Consider the following 14488-nt stretch of genomic DNA (forward strand, 5'->3'; position numbering starts at 1 on the left):
GAATTCATGCTGGGTACATGCTCTGTCGATAGGTACAGGGCGTGTGAGTCTTGTAAGTTCTACCGCATCGGTGCGTTATCCGCCAGTGAACCAGAGATTTGCTGAACGTACGACCAGTTTCAGGTGAATTTCCCTGATCATCGACGGGATTAGTGAGTGAACCGGACATATCCACTATGGGAACAACATTGTTGCCTACCTCTGCAGTCGAACGCGTCTGTCGAAGATCTTCTCCGATATCAGCGCCCAGCGGGGAGTTACGTTTCGGTGAACGTCGGTTACTCGCCGCAGACTCGCGCGGACTCGACGGCAATCGCCAAGAGTTTCGCGTGGCAGGCGCGGGTCGAGTTCCCGGAGATCACCCCTGTCTTCACCGTCGACGGCGTCGTCGAGATTCAGGAGTCCGGCGGAATCGCCCTGGCCTTCGACCTGGAGGACTCGAATCCGCTGGAGGGAGACCTGGCCAACGTCTCGTACTTCTACGACCTCGGAGTCCGCTCGATGTTGCCGACGTATAACTACATGAACGCTGCCGGCTGCGGCTGCTTGGACCTGGCGGACACGGGGTTGAGTGGATACGGCCGTGACCTGGTTGCCGAGATGAATCGCGTCGGAATGACGGTCGACGGCTCACATTGTTCTGTACAGACGGGGTTGGACATCTCAGCTATCACCCAGCGAGCAATGATCTACAGCCACTCGAACCTCCGAAGGTTGTGGGAGCATCCGCGCAACATCACCGACGATCAGGCCAGAGCGTGTGCGGAGACCGGCGGCGTCGTCGGGATCAACGGCGTGGGCATATTCCTCGGCGTCAACGGACCGGATGACGACCAGGCTCGGCTGTCCGCGATGGCCGACCACATCGAAGAGGCTGTGGGACTCGTCGGCATCGATCATGTCGGGATCGGCTCCGACTTCTCATTCGACGCCGACGACTTCCGCGAAGAGATCGAGCAGAACCCGTCGTCGTTCTCCGAGGCGTACACCGCGTGGGGGCCACTGCAGTGGACTCCTCCGGAGGAGGTGCTGACACTTGATCAGGTATTGCGTGAGCGGGGCTTCGACGAGCCGTCGATCGAGGCCGTGTACGGCGGAAATTTCGCCCGAGTTGCCCGAGAAGTGTGGGCTACCGACGGGTAATACGACCATCTGGGGACAGCGAAACGATGCAGGACTACCCTGGTGAATCGTGACCTCACACTATGACGTCGTTGTCCTCGGAGCCGGCCCCGGTGGGTACGTCGCTGCTATCCGCGCGGCACAACTGGGCCTGAGCACCGCCATCATCGAGCAGAAGTACTGGGGCGGTGTATGCCTGAATGTCGGCTGCATTCCGTCCAAGGCGCTTCTCCGTAACGCCGAACTCGCGCACATCTTCACGAAAGAAGCGAAGACGTTCGGCATGTCCGGAGACGTGTCCTTCGATTTCGGCTCCGCTTTCGATCGCAGCCGCAAGGTCGCGGACGGGCGAGTCAAGGGCATTCACTTCTTGATGAAGAAGAACAAGATCCCGGAGTACGACGGCAAGGGCACGTTCGTCGACGCCAACACCATCAGCGTGGAGCTGAGCAAGGGTGGCACCGAGACGATCACGTTCGACAACGCCATCATCGCGACCGGTTCGTACACCAAGCTGCTGCCCGGCACCTCGCTGAGCGAGAACGTCGTGACCTACGAAGAGCAGATCCTCACCCGTGACCTTCCGGGTTCGATCCTCATCGTCGGTGCCGGCGCGATCGGCATGGAGTTCGGTTACGTCCTCAAGAACTACGGCGTCGACGTCACGATCGTCGAGTTCCTCGATCGGGCACTGCCCAACGAGGACGCCGACGTCTCGAAGGAAATCGCCAAGCAGTACAAGAAGCTCGGCGTCACCATCAAGACCGGTGCCGCTGTGCAGTCCATCAGCGACGACGGCAGCAAGGTCACCGTCTCGATCAAGGACAACAAGTCCGGCGAGATCGAGACCGTGGTCGTCGACAAGGTTCTGCAGTCCGTCGGCTTCGCACCGCGCGTGGAGGGCTTCGGTCTCGAGAACACCGGTGTCGCGTTGACCGATCGCGGCGCCATCGCGATCGACGACTACATGCGCACCAACGTCCCGCACATCTTCGCCATCGGTGACGTCACCGCCAAGCTGCAGCTCGCGCACGTCGCAGAAGCTCAGGCTGTCGTCGCTGCCGAGACCATCGGCGGCGCGGAGACGCAGACACTCGGTGACTACCGGATGATGCCGCGTGCGACGTTCTGCCAGCCGCAGGTCGCCTCGTTCGGTTTGACCGAGGAGCAGGCCAAGGCCGAGGGCTACGACGTCAAGGTCGCGAACTTCCCGTTCGCTGCCAACGGCAAGGCACACGGTCTCGGTGACCCGACCGGTTTCGTCAAGCTGATCGCCGACAAGAAGTACGGCGAACTGCTCGGCGGGCACCTCATCGGACCGGACGTTTCGGAACTGCTGCCCGAGCTGACCTTGGCCCAGAAGTGGGACCTCACGGTCAACGAGTTGGCACGCAACGTCCACACCCACCCCACGCTCAGTGAGGCACTGCAGGAGGCGATCCACGGCCTCGCCGGCCACATGATCAACTTCTGACGGCAGGGCCTTCGGCCCCGTGCGCCTTTTCGGTAGTTCGCACTACCGGAAAGGCACACGGGGTTTTTCGTCTTTTGTGTCGAGTTGTGTTGCGAAACCGCCATCTGAGGCCTTCGAGTCGGGGTGTAGGCGCGCAACGCATTAGCGTCCCGAGTCGACCATTCGGCTTTCGAAGGACCACTCATGAAAACTCGTTCCGTACTGCTCGCGGCTTGCGTCGCGCTGACGCTCTCCGCCTGTGGAACCTCAGGTGACTCCGGATCGGACGCCGAAGCTTCGGGTGCCGCCGAGGCGGGGGCGTTCCCCGTGACCGTCGACCACGCCTACGGTTCGACGACGATCGACGCGGAGCCTATGCGCATCGTGACCATCGGATGGAGTGGCCAGGATGCGGTGATCGCACTGAACAAGGTTCCGGTCGCCATGGAGAGCTTCTCCGGCGCCGGCATCGAGAACAACATCCTGCCCTGGGACGCTTCGCGTCTGAACGGTGCCAAGCCTGTTCTCATGACGACCAATCCCGATATCCCGTTCGAGCAGATCCTCGGGCTCGATCCCGACGTGATCCTCGCCGTCTACTCCGGCATCGACGAGGGCGAGTACAAGCGTCTCAGTGACATCGCGCCGACCGTCGCGTTCCCCGACCAGCCGTGGGATACGGCGTGGGACAAGCAGATGAGCATGATCGGTGCAGCGCTCGGACAGCCGGAGCAGGCTCAGACGCTGATCGACGAGACCGGGGCGTACTTCGAGAAGCAGGCCGCTGATCACCCACAGTTCCAGGGCAAAACCGCAACGTATGCAATGCGCACCGACGAGGGCCTGATCGTCTTCTGCGGCACCGACCCGCGGATCCGTCTTCTCGGCCAGCTCGGGGTGAAGACCTCGCCCGGTGTCGACGCAGTGTGCACTTCCGGCGACAGTTCGGTGTCCGTGGGCATGGAATCCATCGACACACTCGACGCCGACGTCTTCATTCTCGTCGACGCCGACGGCACCAACCTGGACAAGCTGATGTCCTTCGGTCCGTTCGCGAACATGACCTCGGTGTCGAACGGCCGTCTGGTTCGTCTGGTCGGAATGGACTACGCGATGGCTACGTCCGCTCCGACGGTGCTGAGCGTTCCCTACGCATTCGACGAGTTCATCGCTCAGCTCTCGGACAAGTTGAGCTGATTCCGGGCGTCGTACGACGCTTGTGACGCAACGATTTTCGGCACCTGCGATTCGAGTAGTTCGATCAGGGCCGTGATCTTTGCGGCGACGTCGGCGCCGAGTTCGGTCAGGCTGTATTCCACTTTGGGCGGGATGGTTTCGAGTACCTCACGGTGCACGAGGCCATCCCGCTCGAGTGTTTGCAGGGTCTGCGAGAGCATGCGCTCGCTGACTCCGTCGACGCGTCGGCGCAGGGCACTGAACCGGTACGGGCCCTCGTTCAATGCCGCCAGCGCGAGTGCTCCCCAGCGTCCGGTTGCATTCTGCAATGCCGCCCGAGAGTTGCACCCGCGAGCGAAGACGTCAGCCTCGAGCGTTGGGTCCACGACGTCGGCATTCGGATCAGGGGTCTGGGCAGCACGTGAAGGTGAGTCGGTGCTGGTCATGAACCCAGGCTACTACTGCACGATCCCATAGCGCTAACTCGACGTGTTGCACTTACGAAAAATAAGTGCATGATGGTTGCAGAACGTATTTACGCTTCAACCTGGATCGGGAGTTCGCATGAGCATTGCAGTCACCGGCGCAACCGGAAACCTCGGACAACTGGTAGTCGAGTCGTTGATCGAGCGGGGAACCGCCGCGTCCGACATCGTCGCAGTGGTCCGCAATCCACAGAAGGCGGAAAGCCTCGCCGCCCGCGGAGTAGTTGTACGCCAAGCGGACTACGCCGATGCCTCGGCGTTGGAAACCGCACTGGCGGGCGTCGGCAAGCTGGTTCTGATCTCGGGAAGTGAAGTGGGGTCACGGCTCGCGCAACACACCAACATCATCGACGCGGCGAAGGCTGCCGGCGTCGGATTCATCGCCTACACGAGCATCTTGAATGCTCAGGACACGCCGATGAAGCTTGCTGCCGAGCACAAGGCGACCGAGGACGTGCTCATTCGGAGCGGTATTCCGTTCGCGCTGTTGCGCAACGGTTGGTACTGGGAGAACTTCACCAACGACCTGGCCGGTGTGATCGAACGCGGCGCACTGGTCGGTGCGGGAGCGGAAGGCAAGATCGCGGCTGCGGCGCGTGCGGATTACGCCGACGCCGCAGCAGTAGTCGCGACCACCGATGGCCACGAAGGTGCAGTGTACGAGTTGGGCGGTGACGAGAGGCTCACCTACGCCGAATTGGCCGAGAAGATCAGCGAATTTGCAGGCAAGCCTGTCGCGTACCAGTTCGTGAGCGAGGACGCATACAAGGGGATTCTCGAGAGCGTCGGCCTGCCTGCCCCGGTCGCAGAGATTCTCGCGGATTCCGATGCTGCAATTGCCAAGGGGGCGTTGGACACCGGGTCGGGTGACCTGCAGAAGTTGATCGGCCGCAGCAGCACTCCGGTGGCTGAGGTGTTGAAGAAGGCCTGACCTGCTGTGCGCCTTTATTAACCGCGGGCGGTTAATAAAGGCGCACAGGGGGTTACCCCATGTGGACTGCACCCTCGGCGGGCAGATCACCCTTCTTGGCGCGGACCAGCACCAGCACTACCGGTGCGATGATCGCCAACAGGATTGCCGCCCAACCGAATGCGGCCGAGTATCCGGATACCTCGGCGCCGAAGAAGTAGTCCGTCATCGAGGCGACGAAGTCCTGCACCGGCTGGGGGAGTAGCGCCAATTGGTCACCAGTCGGGATGGTCGCGTTCGACATGTCGACAGGAATGCCTTCCGGCGGGATCGGCGCCGCGTTGTCGGCGGTGAAGGCCGACTTTGCCGAAGCGTAGATCGTGGTGAACAGTGCGGTTCCGAGTGCGCCGCCGATCTGCAGGGTGGCGTTGACCAGGGCGCTGGCAGCGCCGGCGTCGTGGTCGGGGACACCGATCAGTGCGAGGTTCTGCATCGGCACCATCAGCAGACCGAGTCCGAAGCCGAAGATGGCGAGGCCGGGGAACACGTGCGTCCAGTAGGAGCTGTGTACCTCGATCTGGGTCAGCATGAGCAGTCCTACGGCTGCCACCAGCGGGCCGGCGACCATGAGCGGCTTGGGGCCGATCTTGGTGGACAACTGCGCTGCGATGGTCGACGCCAAGACGATGAAAAATGCCATCGGCAGCGATCCGACGCCGGCCATGACCGGGCTGAATCCGAGCACGATCTGCAGGTAGAACGTCAGGTACAACGTGCCGCCGAGCAGGGCGGCGCCCACCAGCATGGAGCCGATCAGAGCAGCGCCGCGATCACGATGCCACGGAACGCTCAGCGGTAGAAGCGGATTCTTGCTGCGGCTCTCGACGACCACGAAGATGGCGAGGAAGACCAGACCCAGTGCGATGAACAGCAAAGTGTCCGCCTGACCCCAGCCGTGCTCGGCGCGTGTGAATCCGTAGACCAGTGAGCCGAGCCCCAGGGCGATGAGGACAGCGCCGGGAAGGTCGTAGCTCGTGTCGCCGTGCGCTTTGGTTTCCTTGACGATCGGGACGGCCGCAGCGATGGCGATCAGCGCGATCGGGATGTTGACGAGCAGGCACCAGCGCCAGTCGACGTACTGCGTCAGCACTCCACCGAGGAGAAGGCCGATAGCAGCGCCACCGCCGGAGATCGCGCCGTAGACGGCAAAAGCCTTGGCGCGCTCCTTCTCTCCGATGAAGGTGGTGGTGAGCATCGACAGCGCGGCGGGCGCGAGCAGTGCTGCGAAGACGCCCTGGCCGGCGCGGGCGATGAACAGTTCGATACCGCTCTGCGCGATGCCGCCGATGCCGGAGGCAACCGCGAAGCCCGCCATGCCGACGATGAAGGAGCGCTTGCGGCCCCAGTAGTCGGCGATACGTCCGCCGAGGAGCAGCAGCGCACCGAACGCCAAGGCGTACGACGTGACCACCCACGCGCGGTCAAGGTCGCTGATGCCCAGTTCCTCCTGGGCTGCCGGTAGGGCGATGGAGACGATGGTGCCGTCGAGCACCACCATGAGTTGAGCGAACGCGACGATGCAGAGCACCAGCCAGCGACGTTGATGATTCGGATTCTCGGAGACAGCCGGGATCGGTGGCAGAGTGCCGCCGTCGACGTGGGACGTGGTGGTCATTGGAAAAAGGTATTCCAGCCTTCTCGGGTGAGTCAAACGAAATAGTTCGTTCGGTTACCATCATCACTATGGCTCCCACTGACGTGACCGCGACGAAACAGCGAATCCTCGACGCTGCGCAAGAAGAATTCGGCACCTACGGGCTTGCCGGTGCGCGCATCGATCGGATTGCGAAGAACGGAAACGCCAGTAAGGAGCGCCTCTACGCCTATTTCGGTGACAAGGTCGCGTTGTTCCACGCGGTGCTCGACGTCGACTTCGAGCAGGCGATGGAATCCGTCGAGTTCACCGGTGAAGACATGCCCGCGCATGCTGTCGAACTGTTCGACGCAATGCTCGGCAAACCACAGATTCAACGGATGATGATCTGGGGTCAATTGCAGGGTGAGGCACCACGGATGAAGAAGTTGGCCGAGGAACATTCCAGCTGGGTTCCGCGAATGGCCACGATCCGCAAGGCTCAAGAAGACGGCCTCATCTCGAAGCACTGGGACCCCCAGGACCTGATCACGATGCTGTTCGGCCTCGTGTTCGGCTGGGTGGTGGCCCCCGGTGTGGCCGACAACCAGAACGTCGACGCCGACGAGATCGCGCGCCGCCGTGAAGTGGTGCGCGAGGCCGTCACTCGAATCTGCAAGCCGTGACTGTCAGCGAGAGAGGTACGCGGCCCAACCGCCGTAGTCGGTGATGTCAGCTGCGCCGTTTACGGCGTCATGAGTGCAGCTGAAACCGACTGTCGTTCTGCCGTCGGATAACTCGACGCTCGTGAGCGCCATCGGTGCAGGCAAGGCGGCGAGGAACGTTCCCAGCCCGGCCGGTGAGATTCGGAAGATCTCGCCGACGACCGGTGCGCCGAGTCCAGGGCCACGGCGTACCAGGCCGGGCTTCGGTGGCGTCGTGTCGAGAGCGAAGAGCCGGTAGGCATCCGAGGTCGTGACGGTTTCGACGTACCGCGCGCCGAGGTCGACCAACTGTGTGTTGAGGGGTTGCCCGCGCAGGTGAGCGCCGAATACTGCGAGGTCGATTCCGGTATCGACGAGGGTAGGTGAAGGCACACCGCCGAGTCGCGCAGCGAGGTCGATGGCGCTCTGGTCGTCGAAAGCAGGTACGACGAACATGACGCCGAACGGGTGATCTTCGGCAGTGCGGTGTCCGGGCGCCGCGACGGCCGCCATGTCGAGCAGGTTGCAGAAGTTGGTGAAAGTTCCCATCCGGCGGTTGATTCCGAACGGATCCTCGGTCACGGCGGCAATCGTCGGGTGTTCGGTGGTGGTGGGAAGCAGTAGGGCGTCGAACCCGGCGAGGAGTTCCCGGGCGGCAGCCTTGGCGCGGGTGAGAGCATCGAGATCGTCGACTAGCTGGTATCCGGTGGGGTGCTTCGCACCGAGCACGATGTCGGACACCGCGGGATCTGCTCCGGCAGGACGAGTTTCGAGGAACTCGCCGGCAGCGGCGTACCGCTGCGCCACTACGGCGCCGTCGTAGAGCAATCGGGCCGCGTCGAGCAGTCCGGATATGTCGACGGTCTCGGTCTCGGCGCCGCCGGCTACCAGAGCTGCCACAGTGTCCTGAAATGCTGCTGTATACGACGGGCTCAGTTGAGTGAGATCCTCGATTCGGGGGACGGCGACGCGGGGATTCGGCGCCGCCGCGAGACGAACGTCGGAAGGCCAGACGCGGCTGCGGGGATCTCGAGGTTCGTGGCCGATCATGATTGCCGCTGCCGCGGTTGCCGATTCGAGGTCGTCGGCAAATACCGTCAGAGCGTCGTAGTCGACGCAGGCGGGCACTACTCCGTGGGCTGGGATGACGCCGAGCGAGAGCTTGAGTCCGTAGATCCCGTGGAACGCTGCCGGCACCCGGCCGGAACCGGCGGTGTCGGTGCCGATTCCGATGTCTGCAATTCCCAGCGCGACAGCGACGGCGGATCCGGAGCTACTACCGCCCGAGATCAACTCTTCGTCCCAGGCGCAGCGAACGGCTCCGTACGGACTGCGCGTTCCGACCAGTCCGGTGGCGAACTGGTCCAGATTGGTCTTCCCCAGAACAACAGCCCCGTGCTCGATCAACCGCGCAACGGCACTGGCGGTTTCGTCCGGCGAATACGCGAATTCGGGGCACGCCGCTGTGGTCGGCAGACCGGCGACGTCGACGTTGTCCTTGACGGCGACCAGACGCCCAGCCAGAGGAAGATGCTCGCCCGCGGCGATTCTGGCTTCGACCGAAGCGGCATCGGCAAGCACATCTTCCTTGCGGCGCAACGTGATCCAGACTTCGGGGCGATCTACTTCCTCGATCCGCTGGAATGCCTGCTCGACCCGGGCTGTCGGGGTGAAAACTTCTGCTGCGATGGTCATGGTGTGTACTGCTCCGATCAGTCCGTGATGTTGGCGAGTGAGAGCGCGGTGATCGCGCGGGTCACCCGGTCGAGGACGACGTCGAGAGACTCGCCGATGTGCTGGTGCAAAAGCGTGCGGGCCTCGGGCAGATTGCCGGCACGTAGTTCTTCGAGGATTCGAATGTGCTCCGCGATCGAGGTGTCGATGCGGCCGTTGACCATGAAGTCGTACATCCGAACGTGCCGGATACGGGAATTCACCGACAGCAGCGACGCGACCAGTTCATTGTTTCCCGACGCCCTCAGTACGGCGACGTGGAATTCCTCGTCCAGTTCGACGAACCCCGGTTCCTGAGCGGGCGGATCGAGAGCCAGGGCACGCCACCGCACCAATTCGTCGTCGAGGATTGTTCGGTCGTGCCGGATCGTCGGATCTGCGATCGCCCGGGTAATTCCCTGTAGTTCCAGAGTGATTCGGAGTTCATACAGATCTCGGATCCGCGGGATACTCGGGCGCACGGCGGAGAACCCGTACTCTTCCCGGCGCAGGAGTCCATCGGCGCACAGCATCGTCAACGCTTCCCGTACTGGTGTGCGAGAAATGCCGAAACGCGTGGAGAGTTTCGGTTCCGTCAGGCGCTGATCGAACCCGATAGTCCCGTTGACCAGTTCGGTGCGTAGTTCCCGGTAGACCACCTCACGCAGTGGCTCCGGCGCCGTATTCATCCCTGTCGACATACCTGTATACGCTATTGATCAGGTGTTTCGTCCAGATGTCTTCGGGTTAGAGCTGAGTTACGGCCGCCGCGGAACTTCAGGAGAAGTCGCGCTGAACCCGCAAGGTTCCGATCGTGGTGGCCAGGCCGTCGTACTGAGTGACCAACAAGGTGAATTCGATCAACCGACGATCGTCGAGATGCTGCGAGAGCGTTCCCCACGTGTTGTCGGTGACGTCCTTGGTGGTGACCAACTCGTCGACCGCAGTCAAGATCGCACGGTGACGCGGACTCAACTCGGAAGCGCCAGGGCCCTCGATGATTCGGGCCAGTTCTTCTGCGTCGATTCCGGCTTTGCGGCCGAGCCTGATGTGGTGATCCATCTCGTAACCGCAGTCCCGCAGGTGCGCGACCCGCAGGATGATCAGTTCGGTGTCGTGGCGAGAGATCTTGCCGCCGGGCATGAGTGAGCCGGAGTAGTGCAGCCAACCGCGGAAGAGTCCGCCCGTGCGCCCCAAGGTGCTGAACAGATGCGCATCGGGTGCTCCGGCAGCCTTCGACAGGACACGCCAGATTCCCCAGTTGATCGGACCGAGGTCCTTGAATCGGCCGGGCGGGATGCGGGGGTTCATGCGACTCCACGGATGTGAGAGGGACGGAGGTCGATAGCTCGTTGCGCGATGTGGCGAACCGCGGCGCTGCGGCGGGGCGCGTGTACGCGTGACTTCCGGCCGACGATACCGCGCTCGAACGCGTCGACGGCGTCAGCGACGGTCGTGGTGCCGGCGCTGGCGAGGGTTCCGCGTGCTCCGTCGAACGACAGTGCGGTGGTATCGGTGTCGATGTCGCCGATATACGCGACGCCCACCTTGGTGCCGAGGTGTTTCATTTCCAAGCGCAACGCGTCACCCAAGGCTTCGACGCCGGCGCGCGAAGCACCGAACGGTCCGCGAAACGGATGCTTGGCGGCGCCGTGAGCCGAGGCGACCACCAGGGCGTAACCGTTTTCGTGACTGATGTGCGGACCGGCTGCGCGCAGGGTGTAGTACGTGCCCATGAGATTGACTTCGACGGCGCGGCGCATGTCCGCAGGGTCGCCGCCGAGGATCGACGAGTTCGCCTCGACACCGGCATTGGCGACGACGACGTCGATGCCTCCCAGCTTCTCAGCGATGTAGTCGACGCCGCGAGATACCTGCTCGAGGTCGGCGACGTCGCACAACTGCCACGGCGCGCGGCCGCAGGAAGTGGCGACTTGTTCGAGAAGTTCAGGCTCGAGGCCGAGCAGTCCCACGGACGCACCACGGTCGTACAGGCGTCTGGCCAGCGAAGAACCGATATTGCGGGCAGCGCCGGTGATCAGGATGCGCCGACCCGTCAGGTCGTCCGCACTACTCTTGGCCGATTCGGCCTTGCCCGCCTCGCTCTTGCCCATTGCTGTGTCCCTACGCAGTGACCTTCTGGTCCTCCGACGCTAACACCGCCGGGTAGCTGCGACTGCAAGTACCGCCAACTCCGTCCGAACGGGTGTTCAGACCGATGCGGCTTCGAGACGCGGATGTGACGCGGAAGCCTGTGTCGACCGCAATCGGCGGAATCGGACCACGGCAACGACGGCGGCAACAGCGGCGAGGATCACCAACGGCAGTGACGGACCCACCGTGGGTTCGATGACAACCAGTAGCACCGGCAGTCCGAATCCGAGATAGGTGCCGACGTAGAAGATCCCGGTCAACGCGCCCCGCGAGGCGGGGGGAGCCAGCGACTCGACGTCGAGCAGTCCCTCGCGTAGACACAGTCCGTAGGCCGTACCGAGGACGAGCGCGCAGACGATGAACAACCCGAGCGCGGGGTGTGCGCCGCCGACGGCGACCAGGCAGTATCCGAGCGCCGCCAGTGCGGCGCCGACCGTGCCGGCCTGAGGACCCCAATTGCGATGGCGCGCAGCGGTTTGAACCAGGATTCCAGCACCCAGAGTCAGCGCCGCCGCGAAACCCGGAAGGAGAGGACCTGAGTAGCGGTCCCCGAGCCTGGCCGTCATGGTCACAAAAGAGACTGTTGCGCTGGCGAACACCCACGGCGCCAACGGAAGTGCCCAGAGCAGCGCATTTGCGACGGAGCGCTCCGCGCCGTCTGGCGCATTTGCGACGGAGCGCTCCGCGCCGTCTGGGACGGGTGTGATGGTCGCGGCTTCTACGGGAACAGGTGTACGACTCCACACAGCTGCCGCGGTAACCGAACCCACCGACAAGACGGCCGAGACGACAAAGGGCGTAGCGAGTGGGAAGGCGGCAAATTGTGCCAACAGACCCGAAAACAGTGGTCCCAGTGCAAAACCCGAGGTGAGTACTACGCCCGCCATCACGGTTCCGGACTTGCCGCGAAGGTCAGCCGCCCACGCGGTGCCGGCGCCGATTGCCAGACCGGCACCGATACCGACAACGAGGCGCCCGACCATGAGCCCGGGCGCGTCGTGCCAGAGAAGAAGAATCAAGGTTCCGAGCGAGGCTATGAGCGCTCCGGGCAGGACGACTACAGCTCGGCCGACGCGATCCGACAGTGCTCCACCGGTCAACAGGCCGGGTAGGAGTCCGAGCGCGTAGATACCGAAAACACCGTCGAGCACGGTATGCGAAAGACCCTCGTCCACCCGGAGAACCGGGATGAGCGAAGCAAAGTGGTTGGCGGCCCAACCCGTCGAAAGTAGAACTGCCAGTACCGAGATGAACCCGCGACGGGATGGATCGCCCATACCGGCAGCTTAGGCGGGTACCAGATCGCTCACGTCGGCGAGGAGTTCGAACGTGCGCAACCAAGCCTCGCGGTTGGTGCCGGTCGACACCGTGATCAGCTCGTCGGCCTGTGCATGCTCGGTGAACTCGTCGAGGTAGGCGCGGACCTCCGTGGGCGTGCCGATGGCGCTGTACTTGGTCATCTGCAGAACCTGCTGACCCGCGGGGGAGTCGAGCAGCATGTCCGCTTCGTCGTCCGTGAACTTGCGTCCGCGTCCGAGAAGAAGGCTGACGCGCGAACGCTTGGCCGCGAGGAAGTCCTGCTGAGCCTGCTCATGGGTGTCGGCGGCGATGACGTTGACGCCCGCGATGACGTACGGCTCCGCCAACTGCTCCGACGGCTTGAACTCGCGTCGATAGATCGCGACGGCGTCGCGCAGGGCGTTGGGGGCGAAGTGCGAGGCAAATGCATACGGCAGGCCGAGCATCGCGGCGAGCTTGGCTCCGAACAGTGACGATCCGAGAATGTAGAGCGGAACGTGAGTGCCCTTACCGGGAACGGCATTGATTCCGGGGACGCGCGAAGTGTCGCCGAGGTAGCCCTGAAGCTCGAGTACGTCCTGCGGGAAGCTGTCCGAAGAACTCGGGTCGCGTCGCAAAGCCTGCATGGTCTTCTGATCACTACCGGGCGCGCGACCGAGACCGAGATCGATGCGACCCGGGTGCAGAGTCTCGAGGGTGCCGAACTGCTCGGCGATCGTCAGCGGTGCGTGGTTGGGCAGCATGATTCCACCGGCGCCGAGGCGGATTTTGCTGGTGTGCGCGGCGACGTGGCTGATCAGAACGCTGGTGGCCGAAGACGCGATGGAACCCATGTTGTGGTGCTCGGCATACCAGATTCGCTTGTAACCCCACTCCTCGGCACGCTGCGCCAAGGTCACGCTGGCGTCGAAGCTGTCTTTGGCGGTTTCGTTGTCGCCGATGTGGGCGAGATCGAGGATGGAAAGTGGGACGGCCATGAATGTGGTGCCTTTCTCAGCGAATAGAACGCAAACGTCGTTGGAAGGTGCAACCATCTGGCCGGCTTTCCTATTTCCGCCTGGTCAGCGCCCACGGATGGTGGCGAGGCGGACAAGGCGTGAAGTTCTTGTCTCGATTTCGGTCATTTCGGATATTTCGGATGAAATTGGGGGCTAGATTTCCCGAATCGGAGGTTCTTTCGCATTCCAAGTGAATCGAGACCAGCATGGCCACTGATCGGAAGGCTGTAAACAAGCGCAAAGTACGTGCGTTACTTGCCGGAGGACTTGTCCTCGGTATCGGCGCCGCTGTCACCTTGGCGGCGTGGACAGACAACGTTTTCGGCGACGCGCAGTTCAAGACGGGAAGTTGGAATCTCCAGGGCAGTTTCGACGGACTGACGACCTGGGGTGAGTATCAAGTCGACGCTTCCGCCGGCCACTTCCAATTCAGCACGGGATTCAACACACTCGCACCCGGAACGACGGTATACGCGCCGGTAGCGCTACGGATCGGTCCCACGGCCAGCACTTCCGGCGCGACGGTACAACTACTCGGTGCGACGGGCGGTGATGCCGATCTCAAACCCGCCCTGCGGTACTCGGTGTATCGAGGTGTCTCCTCCACGGCCTGCACGGCGGCGGGAATTGGAGCAGGCACAGCATGGGTGGGCACGACAGCTAGTCCGGTGGCCTTGACGGCAGGTTCGGGTTCGGATGTCACCTTGCTAGGCACGGGTGTGCCGGTCGAACTGTGCTTCGCGGTCACGCTGCCCGCCGGAGTCGACCCCTCGATCGTGTCGGGCAAGGACACCGGGCGCTTGCTCTGGCAGTTCACCGGCCAGTCCACCCCCTGACGCCT

The 14488-nt window shown here is 63.1% G+C and carries 14 protein-coding genes; 6 read left to right on the forward strand and 8 right to left on the reverse strand.

What is annotated here, in order from left to right; all coding sequences use genetic code 11:
- Positions 1-156 precede the first annotated feature (156 nt).
- The 3 genes from KTR60_RS07675 (at position 157) to KTR60_RS07685 (ending at position 3772) form a co-directional block, all read left to right on the forward strand.
- Positions 157-1143 carry a dipeptidase gene (locus tag KTR60_RS07675; RefSeq protein WP_058038501.1) on the forward strand — a complete coding sequence of 329 codons (987 nt, stop codon included), beginning with the start codon at positions 157-159 and terminating at the stop codon, positions 1141-1143.
- Positions 1144-1192: 49 nt separating this feature from the next.
- A complete protein-coding gene (lpdA, locus tag KTR60_RS07680; protein ID WP_003941477.1) occupies positions 1193-2596 on the forward strand; it encodes a dihydrolipoyl dehydrogenase in 1404 nt (467 codons plus the stop codon).
- A 183-nt stretch (positions 2597-2779) separates the two neighbouring features.
- On the forward strand, positions 2780-3772 hold the full coding sequence (locus tag KTR60_RS07685; protein ID WP_063314797.1) for an iron-siderophore ABC transporter substrate-binding protein: 993 nt from the start codon (positions 2780-2782) through the stop codon (positions 3770-3772).
- Here the strand turns inward: KTR60_RS07685 and KTR60_RS07690 are convergent.
- A complete protein-coding gene (locus tag KTR60_RS07690) occupies positions 3748-4197 on the reverse strand; it encodes a winged helix-turn-helix transcriptional regulator (RefSeq protein ID WP_007735410.1) in 450 nt (149 codons plus the stop codon). The two genes, KTR60_RS07685 and KTR60_RS07690, sit on opposite strands and share 25 nt — an antisense overlap.
- A gap of 118 nt (positions 4198-4315) precedes the next feature.
- On the opposite strand from KTR60_RS07690, the gene KTR60_RS07695 reads away from it, so the two are divergent.
- Positions 4316-5167, forward strand: a complete 852-nt coding sequence (locus tag KTR60_RS07695; RefSeq protein WP_228402010.1) for an SDR family oxidoreductase — start codon at positions 4316-4318, stop codon at positions 5165-5167.
- 52 nt (positions 5168-5219) lie between these two features.
- On the opposite strand, the gene KTR60_RS07700 is transcribed toward KTR60_RS07695, so the two are convergent.
- The gene (locus KTR60_RS07700; protein ID WP_003941517.1) at positions 5220-6821 is read right to left on the reverse strand and encodes an MFS transporter; all 1602 of its coding nucleotides are present in this window, start codon (positions 6819-6821) and stop codon (positions 5220-5222) included.
- Between the two features lie 68 nt (positions 6822-6889).
- On the opposite strand from KTR60_RS07700, the gene KTR60_RS07705 reads away from it, so the two are divergent.
- Complete coding sequence (locus KTR60_RS07705; protein ID WP_003941498.1) at positions 6890-7465, forward strand: TetR family transcriptional regulator; 576 nt, start codon at positions 6890-6892, stop codon at positions 7463-7465.
- A 3-nt stretch (positions 7466-7468) separates the two neighbouring features.
- On the opposite strand, the gene atzF is transcribed toward KTR60_RS07705, so the two are convergent.
- The 6 genes from atzF to KTR60_RS07735 all read right to left on the reverse strand — a co-directional run bounded on the left by atzF (position 7469) and on the right by KTR60_RS07735 (position 13626).
- Complete coding sequence (atzF, locus tag KTR60_RS07710) at positions 7469-9178, reverse strand: allophanate hydrolase (RefSeq protein ID WP_054186870.1); 1710 nt, start codon at positions 9176-9178, stop codon at positions 7469-7471.
- Between the two features lie 17 nt (positions 9179-9195).
- Positions 9196-9897 (reverse strand): GntR family transcriptional regulator, encoded by a 702-nt coding sequence (locus KTR60_RS07715; protein ID WP_019744458.1) that lies wholly within the window; start codon positions 9895-9897, stop codon positions 9196-9198.
- A 76-nt stretch (positions 9898-9973) separates the two neighbouring features.
- Positions 9974-10507 (reverse strand): carboxymuconolactone decarboxylase family protein, encoded by a 534-nt coding sequence (locus KTR60_RS07720; protein WP_047268860.1) that lies wholly within the window; start codon positions 10505-10507, stop codon positions 9974-9976.
- Positions 10504-11310, reverse strand: a complete 807-nt coding sequence (locus KTR60_RS07725; RefSeq protein ID WP_042923321.1) for an SDR family NAD(P)-dependent oxidoreductase — start codon at positions 11308-11310, stop codon at positions 10504-10506. Before KTR60_RS07725 ends, KTR60_RS07720 begins: the two co-directional genes overlap by 4 nt.
- Positions 11311-11406: 96 nt before the next feature.
- Positions 11407-12627 (reverse strand): MFS transporter, encoded by a 1221-nt coding sequence (locus KTR60_RS07730; RefSeq protein WP_228402011.1) that lies wholly within the window; start codon positions 12625-12627, stop codon positions 11407-11409.
- Between the two features lie 9 nt (positions 12628-12636).
- Entirely contained in the window at positions 12637-13626 is a 990-nt protein-coding gene (locus tag KTR60_RS07735; protein ID WP_039973481.1) for an LLM class flavin-dependent oxidoreductase, read from the reverse strand.
- 227 nt (positions 13627-13853) lie between these two features.
- Here KTR60_RS07735 and KTR60_RS07740 point away from each other — a divergent pair, with 227 nt between their 5' ends.
- Entirely contained in the window at positions 13854-14483 is a 630-nt protein-coding gene (locus tag KTR60_RS07740) for a SipW-dependent-type signal peptide-containing protein (RefSeq protein ID WP_058227456.1), read from the forward strand.
- The last annotated feature ends 5 nt before the right edge of the window (positions 14484-14488 follow it).

The sequence above is a fragment of the Rhodococcus sp. C1 genome (assembly GCF_020809065.1).
Lineage (GTDB): Bacteria > Actinomycetota > Actinomycetes > Mycobacteriales > Mycobacteriaceae > Rhodococcus_F > Rhodococcus_F qingshengii.

Coding starts and splice junctions, on each gene's coding strand:
- KTR60_RS07685 (WP_063314797.1), top strand. CDS start 2,780: ATGAAAACTCGTTCCGTACTGCTCGCGGCTTGCGTCGCGCTGACGCTC.
- atzF (WP_054186870.1), bottom strand. CDS start 9,178: ATGACCATCGCAGCAGAAGTTTTCACCCCGACAGCCCGGGTCGAGCAG.
- KTR60_RS07715 (WP_019744458.1), bottom strand. CDS start 9,897: ATGTCGACAGGGATGAATACGGCGCCGGAGCCACTGCGTGAGGTGGTC.
- KTR60_RS07705 (WP_003941498.1), top strand. CDS start 6,890: ATGGCTCCCACTGACGTGACCGCGACGAAACAGCGAATCCTCGACGCT.
- KTR60_RS07700 (WP_003941517.1), bottom strand. CDS start 6,821: ATGACCACCACGTCCCACGTCGACGGCGGCACTCTGCCACCGATCCCG.
- KTR60_RS07695 (WP_228402010.1), top strand. CDS start 4,316: ATGAGCATTGCAGTCACCGGCGCAACCGGAAACCTCGGACAACTGGTA.
- KTR60_RS07740 (WP_058227456.1), top strand. CDS start 13,854: ATGGCCACTGATCGGAAGGCTGTAAACAAGCGCAAAGTACGTGCGTTA.
- KTR60_RS07720 (WP_047268860.1), bottom strand. CDS start 10,507: ATGAACCCCCGCATCCCGCCCGGCCGATTCAAGGACCTCGGTCCGATC.
- KTR60_RS07730 (WP_228402011.1), bottom strand. CDS start 12,627: ATGGGCGATCCATCCCGTCGCGGGTTCATCTCGGTACTGGCAGTTCTA.
- KTR60_RS07735 (WP_039973481.1), bottom strand. CDS start 13,626: ATGGCCGTCCCACTTTCCATCCTCGATCTCGCCCACATCGGCGACAAC.
- KTR60_RS07690 (WP_007735410.1), bottom strand. CDS start 4,197: ATGACCAGCACCGACTCACCTTCACGTGCTGCCCAGACCCCTGATCCG.
- KTR60_RS07725 (WP_042923321.1), bottom strand. CDS start 11,310: ATGGGCAAGAGCGAGGCGGGCAAGGCCGAATCGGCCAAGAGTAGTGCG.